The sequence below is a fragment of the Kistimonas scapharcae genome (genome assembly GCF_039540975.1).
In the GTDB taxonomy this organism is placed as follows: Bacteria; Pseudomonadota; Gammaproteobacteria; order Pseudomonadales; family Endozoicomonadaceae; genus Kistimonas; species Kistimonas scapharcae.
Genome location: NZ_BAABFL010000339.1, coordinates 1 through 6,632, shown reverse-complemented (window position 1 = coordinate 6,632; position 6,632 = coordinate 1). Strand labels below are relative to the sequence as shown.

Sequence of the window (6,632 nt, the reverse complement as noted above, 5' to 3'; positions counted from 1 at the left end):
GAAAGCATGAGCGGTAGCAACATACTGCGGATTTTCAGGCTTGGTTCAAGGCTTTCAATGAAACGTCAACAGCCCCTAGTAAAGTAACAGTGACATCCCTTTGGGTTATTTTCACAATGCTCGTCGCTGGTATGACCCTTTCCCGGATAATGCCAGTAGGAGTACACTCTCTACGATTTACCGGGAAAGCCGGTCAGATAAAAAGCAGAACATCAGCGCAGCCAGGGGAATAATAAGACCATGCGTTACTGGAACAGCTGGGGCACAGACACCACAGAAAAACCCACCATTACTGAAGGCGCCCGCCAGTTTGTCAGGGAAAACCTGGGAGAAGGCAGAATCCTGCCGCAGGCGACCCTGGAGGAGGTGTGTGCCAAGGTGCCAGCGTCACGCCTGCCAGATCATGAATTGATTTGTAAGGATGTTGAGCACCGTGTCCGTCATGCCCGTGGGCAGTCCTTGCCGGACTGGGTCGCCATGAAAAGCGGGGTGTTTGACCGTTTTCCGGATGGCGTCGCTTATCCGGAAACCCCCGATCAAATCCGCGAATTGATGGATCTGGCTCGAGAGAAGGACTTTGTCATTATCCCTTATGGTGGCGGCACCAGTGTTGCCGGGCATATCAATCCTCCGGCACTGGATAAACCGGTGTTGACGTTAAGCCTTGAGCATATGAACCGTCTGGTCAGTCTTGATACTGAAAGCCAGGTTGCCACCTTTGGCCCGGGAACGCCCGGCCCCATGGTGGAGGCGCAGCTGGCCCGCAGTGGCTACACCCTGGGGCATTTCCCGCAATCCTTTGAGTTGTCCACGATTGGTGGCTGGGTCGCCAGCCGTTCCAGTGGCCAGCAGTCATTGCGTTATGGCCGTATCGAACAGCTGTTTGCCGGCGGTCGTCTGGAAACCTTCGAAGGTACGCTGGATATCCCGACCATGCCAGCGTCTTCCGCCGGACCTGATATTCGTGAAATGGTGCTGGGCTCCGAAGGGCGTATGGGGGTGCTTTCCGAGGTGAAAGTGCGGGTGAGCCCGACGCCTGAAAAAGAAAAGTTCTTTGTCGTTTATTTTCCAAACTGGCGAGACGGTTTCAACTGCACAAAAACTGCCGTTCAGTCACGGATTCCGCTTTCCATGTTGCGGTTATCCAATGCTACGGAAACGTTCACCCAGCTGAAGCTGGCAGGGCATGAAGACCTTATTGCCATGCTCGAAAAATACCTGCGTTTCCGGAATGTTGATGAAGGCAAATGCATGCTGACGTTTGGTATCACCGGTACCCGTGCCCAGTACCGCGCGGCACATCGGCAGATACGCCGACTGGTACGTCACTATAACGGTGTTGGCATGACCATCGGCGATCGTATCGGGCGCATCTGGGAAAAGGGGCGTTTCCGCTTCCCGTATTTGCGTGAAAACCTATGGCAGGAAGGTTATGCCGTCGACACGCTGGAAACGTCCGTGGACTGGAGCCGTGTGGACAATACCCTGAACGCCATGGAGGATGCACTGCGTGGTGCGCTGGCGGATCAGGGAGAGAACGTGCATGTCTTTACCCACCTGTCACATTTTTATGCACAGGGTTCCAGCATTTACACCACGTACCTGTTCCGCTGCGGAGAAACCTACGAAGAAACAGTAGCGAACTGGCGGAAGCTGAAAAGTGCAGCCTCTCAGGCGGTCGTCGCCCATGGCGGTACTATTAGTCATCAGCACGGTGTGGGGCGAGATCATGCACCTTACCTGTCCGCTGAAAAAGGTGAGTTGGGAATGGCGGCAATCAGTACCCTGTGCCAACGTTTTGATCCGGAAGGTCGCCTGAATCCGGGAGCACTGCTGGAAGCCTGATCGGTCACCTGAGAACGGCCGGATAACCAAGAAGTCTGACAAAAGAGGCAGGCCACATGAGTGAAGCGAACCGGGGACCGCTGGGGGGATCGCGGGACGAAATACTGACTGCGCTGCGGACAGCCGATGAATGGGACCTGATTGTGGTGGGTGGCGGTATTACCGGCGCCGGTATTCTGCGAGAAGCGGCCCGCTGCGGTCTGCGTTGCCTGTTGCTCGAACAAAAGGATTTTGCCTGGGGAACGTCGAGCCGTTCCTCCAAGATGGTGCATGGCGGGCTGCGCTACATTGCCCAGGGGCAACTGAAACTCACCCATGATTCGGTACGGGAGCGGGAAAGACTGCTGAATGAAGCGCCGGGGCTGGTGGAGCGCAGTGAGTTCACCATGACACATTACAAGGGAGGCTTTCCCGGTCCCCTGGCCTTTTCAGCGGTGATGAATGTCTACGGTGCGTTGGCGGGAAAGCGCAGTCATCGTTTTTATTCTGCGGACAAACTGAGTGCCCAGATTACGCCAGGTATTCGTGAGGAAGGACTCAAGGGCGGAACCTGCTTCCACGATGCAATTGTCGACGACGCCCGGCTGGTGCTTCGTGTTCTCTATGAAGCTATGCACAACACCACTGCCCAGGCTCTGAACTATTGTCGTGTTGAATCGCTTCTTAAGGCAGAGGGACGTGTTGCTGGTGTCAATGCCGTGGATGAGCTGACCGGTGAAACCTTTTCCCTGAAAGCGCGTGTTGTGGTCAATGCGACAGGTGTCTGGACCGATACTCTGCGCAAAGAGGTCGGACAGTCGGCGGTTGTGCGCCCCTTGCGTGGCAGCCACCTGGTCGTCCCTTCCTGGCGCCTTCCTGTGGCCCAGGTCTGTTGTTTCATGCATCCTGCGGATAAACGACCCGTGTTTATATTCCCGTGGGAAGGGCACACAGTGATCGGTACCACGGATCTGGATTACCCGGAATCGCTGGATGAAGAACCAGCAATCAGCGAAGAAGAAATCAGTTACCTGCTGGACGCGACTAACCATCAGTTTCCCGGTGCGGTGATTGTCAGGGAGGATGTGATTTCCACCTGGACAGGTGTTCGCCCGGTGATCAGCAGTGGCAAGGATGTGGATCCCTCAAAAGAAAAACGTGAGCATGCCATCTGGGATGATCACGGGTTGATTACTGTCTGTGGAGGCAAGCTGACGACATTCCGCCTGATTGCACTCGAAGTCATGGCCGGTATTCGCCGTTATATCTCCGGGGCTGATGGTTTCAGTCCACAGGCACCGATTTTCTCCTCATCGGCTGCAACGCAAACGGTTTCCAAGTTTAAGCGTGATTCAGAAAACGTTCTGCGTCGTCTGAAAGGACGTTTTGGTTTTGCGACGGAGGATGTGGTTGCAGACATACAGGACACGGAATGGACACCCGTTGCCAATACCGATTGTTTATGGGGGGAGCTGCGTTGGGCTGCCCGGCATGAGCAGGTGGTTCACCTGGATGATTTGTTGTTACGCCGGACGCGTATTGGGAATCTGCTGGAAAACGGCGCCCAGGGGGAGTTGCGACGTATCCGCGCCATCATGCAGGAAGAAGCGGGTTGGGATGCCGAACGCTGGATTCAGGAAGTTGGGCGTTACCAGGCGCTGTGGCGTAAGGCGTACTCCATCGCCTCATAGCCCACGGCTGTTTTGTCGCTGATTGCACGAAAAAAAGAATAACAGAGCAGGTCGCAGTTGCAGGCCTGCCGCAGGAGTAACCGGATGTCGCAGGAAAAGTACTTGCTGGCTATCGATAACGGTACCCAGAGTGTACGGGCCTTGTTGTTTGACCTGCAGGGGGAACTGGTAGGTAAATCACGGGTTGAACTGAATCCTTATTTTTCACCGAATCCGGGATGGGCGGAGCAGGATCCGGATTATTACTGGCAAGCTGTGGGTCGTGCCTGTCGGGAACTCTGGCGAGAGACCGAGATTCCTGCGAGTGCTGTCAGTGGTGTGTCAGTGACGACACAGCGTGGCACTGTCGTCTGTGTCGATAAGCAGGGAAAATCGTTGCGTCCGGCTATTCTCTGGCTGGATCAGCGACGTGCTGACACCAAAGAGGCAATCGGCGGCGGCTGGGACCTGATCGCCGCGGTGACAGGTCTAAGGGAAACACTGGATTATTTCCGCAGCAAATGCCAGGCGCGCTGGTTGGCGCAGAATCAGCCAGATCTTTGGAAAAGTACCCATAAATTTCTGCTGCTATCAGGTTGGCACACTTGGAAGCTGACGGGTGAATTCAAGGATTCCACCGGATGTCAGGTGGGCTATATCCCGTTTGATTACAAGCGCCAGCAGTGGGCTAAATCGTTTGACTGGAAGTGGCGCTGCACGGGTATTCGTCGGGCGCAGCTGCCGGAGCTGGTGAAACCAGGGGAATTGCTCGGACATGTGACGAAAGCCGCCTCTGAATTCACCGGCATCCCCGAAGGTCTGCCCGTCATTGCGGCAGCGGCAGACAAAGCCTGTGAAGTGATTGGTTCCGGTTGTGCGGATGCGGGAACGGGCTGTCTCAGTTACGGAACGACGGCCACCATCAATACGGTCAACTACAAATACGTTGAGCCACAGTTTCTGATTCCTCCTTTTGCTGCCGCTATTCCTGATGCCTACAACGCTGAGTTTATGGTTTACCGCGGCTACTGGATGGTGAGCTGGTTCAAACAGCAGTTCGGACACCCTGAGTTGGAGCAGGCCGAACAGCGGGGCGTCGTGCCGGAAGAATTGTTTGAAGGGTTGCTTGATGAAGCGCCGCCGGGAGCAATGGGCTTGATGTTGCAACCTTACTGGTCACCCGGTCTCAAGAACCTGGAGGCCAAGGGCAGTATTATTGGTTTTGGCGATGTGCATACCCGTGCTCACGTGTATCGGGCGATCGTCGAAGGGCTGGCCTATGCACTTCGTGAAGGGCGGGATATCCTTGAAAAACGCAGCGGTCATTCCATTGGCCGGCTGGTGGTTTCCGGTGGCGGATCCCAAAGTGATGGTGCCATGCAGCTGACAGCCGATATTTTCGGGTTGCCAGTGGAGCGCCCGCATACCTATGAAACATCCGGTTTGGGGGCTGCTATCAATACTGCCGTAGGGCTTGGACTTTATCCGGATTACCGCACGGCTATCACGAATATGACGAGACCTTGTCGTGTGTTCCAGCCGGATCCTGCCAATACCCTGTTGTATGACCGCCTATATAATGACGTCTATCTGAAAATGTATAAGCAGATGCAGCCGCTCTATCGCAAGATCCGCGAAATTACAGGGTACCCGGAGTGATGTGAGTACCCTGTGAATGATCAGTAGGCACGTCTTGGACGGTAATGGTCATAGGCGCTCTGCAGGCAGCAGAGCAGCAGGCCTGTCCAGATAAACCCAAAGCTGACGGCTTTGACGCTGTCAAACACTTCACCAAACAGGGCGATGGCCAGGAAGAACTGCAAGCTGGGTTCAATGTATTGAATCAGACCCACAACCGTCAGCGATGTACGACGCACAGCCAGTGTGAACAGTCCTACAGGCAGCAAGGTGACAGGGGCTGACAGGATATACAGCAGCTGAATATTGCTGTTTGATTCAAAGAACACACTGCTGCCGTCGTGAAAGCGCCAGAGCAGATAGCCAAGGGCAAACGGTGTCAAAAGCATGGCTTCTACAAGAAGCGATGTCAGCGAATCAAACGCAATGTACTTCTTGATCATGCCGTAGAAGCCAAACGCAATACCCATACCCAGCGACAACCACGGCAGCTCGCCGTAATGCCAGACCTGCCAGCCAACACCAAGGATACCCAACACAACAGCGGCCGCCTGGGCACGGTTGAGTCGTTCACTTAAGAACAGGACGCCCAGCGCGATGGAGCATAGCGGATTAATAAAAAATCCCAGGCTCGCAGCGAGTACCTGACCATGGGTCATGGCGTAGATAAAACAATACCAGGACAGGCACATGAACAATCCTGCCAGCAAGCAGAGCAATAGTGAGCGACGATCCGCCAGCACCGTTCGCAAGTCAATATGGCGTCCAATGATCAACATGACCAGTAGTAGCGTTGGTACGGACCAAATCAATCGCTGGGCCAGCATCTCAAAGACATCAGCGCCCGGAACCAGGCGGTAGTATAGCGGCGTCAGCCCCCACAGTACAAAAGCGGATGCGGCCAATAATGGGCCTGCCAAAGTGGATTGTTTCATGGTTATGATTCGAGTCGTTGTCGTACAGGCCGGCTTTGCTATGACTGCAGTCTGTGCGTTTGGAAACATGGCATCCCTGAAAGCGTCAATGTGTCTTCAGCTGTTTTGATGATTCAGGGTGATACCGATGCAGTGTCTATCATGTCGCCCTTGGGGAGAATCAGTACTTCTAGCAGGAGCTCCAAATACACTATTTCACTGGATGCTTGTACGACGCTGGACATTCACAATAACTTCATGGCACTGTCACAGCCTGCTCTCACACTGAAGTCTCGTCCGAACTTCAGTGCCGGATAAAAACAACAAAACATCAGGGAGCCACAATGGACAATACCAACCTCCGGTTCAGGCGGTCACTGCCAGCACTGACACTGACTTCACTCCTCGCTACCAGCACGGTTGCACTACCGCTAGCCGGTTATGCAAGTAATGCCGATCCCAGTAGCCCTATCACGGTTCAGAAAAAGAAAAAGGTTTTGCTGATTGGCCTTAACTCCCGCTTAACGATCTGAAGAAGTAAGGCTAAATTGAATGAAGAGAGCGTCCCCTGTGCTCTTCAGGCAAA

The 6,632-nt window shown here is 54.3% G+C and carries 5 protein-coding genes; 4 read left to right on the top strand and 1 reads right to left on the bottom strand.

Annotated features, from left to right (window positions below; translation table 11 throughout):
* Nucleotides 1-240 precede the first annotated feature (240 nt).
* From ABD892_RS12170 to ABD892_RS12160, 3 genes are all read left to right on the top strand, one after another.
* The gene (locus tag ABD892_RS12170) at nucleotides 241-1,845 is read left to right on the top strand and encodes an FAD-binding oxidoreductase (protein ID WP_345195983.1); all 1,605 of its coding nucleotides are present in this window, start codon (nucleotides 241-243) and stop codon (nucleotides 1,843-1,845) included.
* A gap of 56 nt (nucleotides 1,846-1,901) precedes the next feature.
* Entirely contained in the window at nucleotides 1,902-3,515 is a 1,614-nt protein-coding gene (locus ABD892_RS12165) for a glycerol-3-phosphate dehydrogenase/oxidase (RefSeq protein ID WP_345195982.1), read from the top strand.
* A gap of 84 nt (nucleotides 3,516-3,599) precedes the next feature.
* On the top strand, nucleotides 3,600-5,153 hold the full coding sequence (locus ABD892_RS12160) for an FGGY-family carbohydrate kinase (protein ID WP_345195979.1): 1,554 nt from the start codon (nucleotides 3,600-3,602) through the stop codon (nucleotides 5,151-5,153).
* 20 nt (nucleotides 5,154-5,173) lie between these two features.
* Here the strand turns inward: ABD892_RS12160 and rarD are convergent, their stop codons facing one another.
* A complete protein-coding gene (gene rarD / locus ABD892_RS12155; protein ID WP_345195978.1) occupies nucleotides 5,174-6,136 on the bottom strand; it encodes an EamA family transporter RarD in 963 nt (320 codons plus the stop codon).
* A 254-nt stretch (nucleotides 6,137-6,390) separates the two neighbouring features.
* Here rarD and ABD892_RS12150 point away from each other — a divergent pair, with 254 nt between their 5' ends.
* Nucleotides 6,391-6,579, top strand: a complete 189-nt coding sequence (locus tag ABD892_RS12150) for a hypothetical protein (protein WP_345195977.1) — start codon at nucleotides 6,391-6,393, stop codon at nucleotides 6,577-6,579.
* Nucleotides 6,580-6,632: the final 53 nt, after the last annotated feature.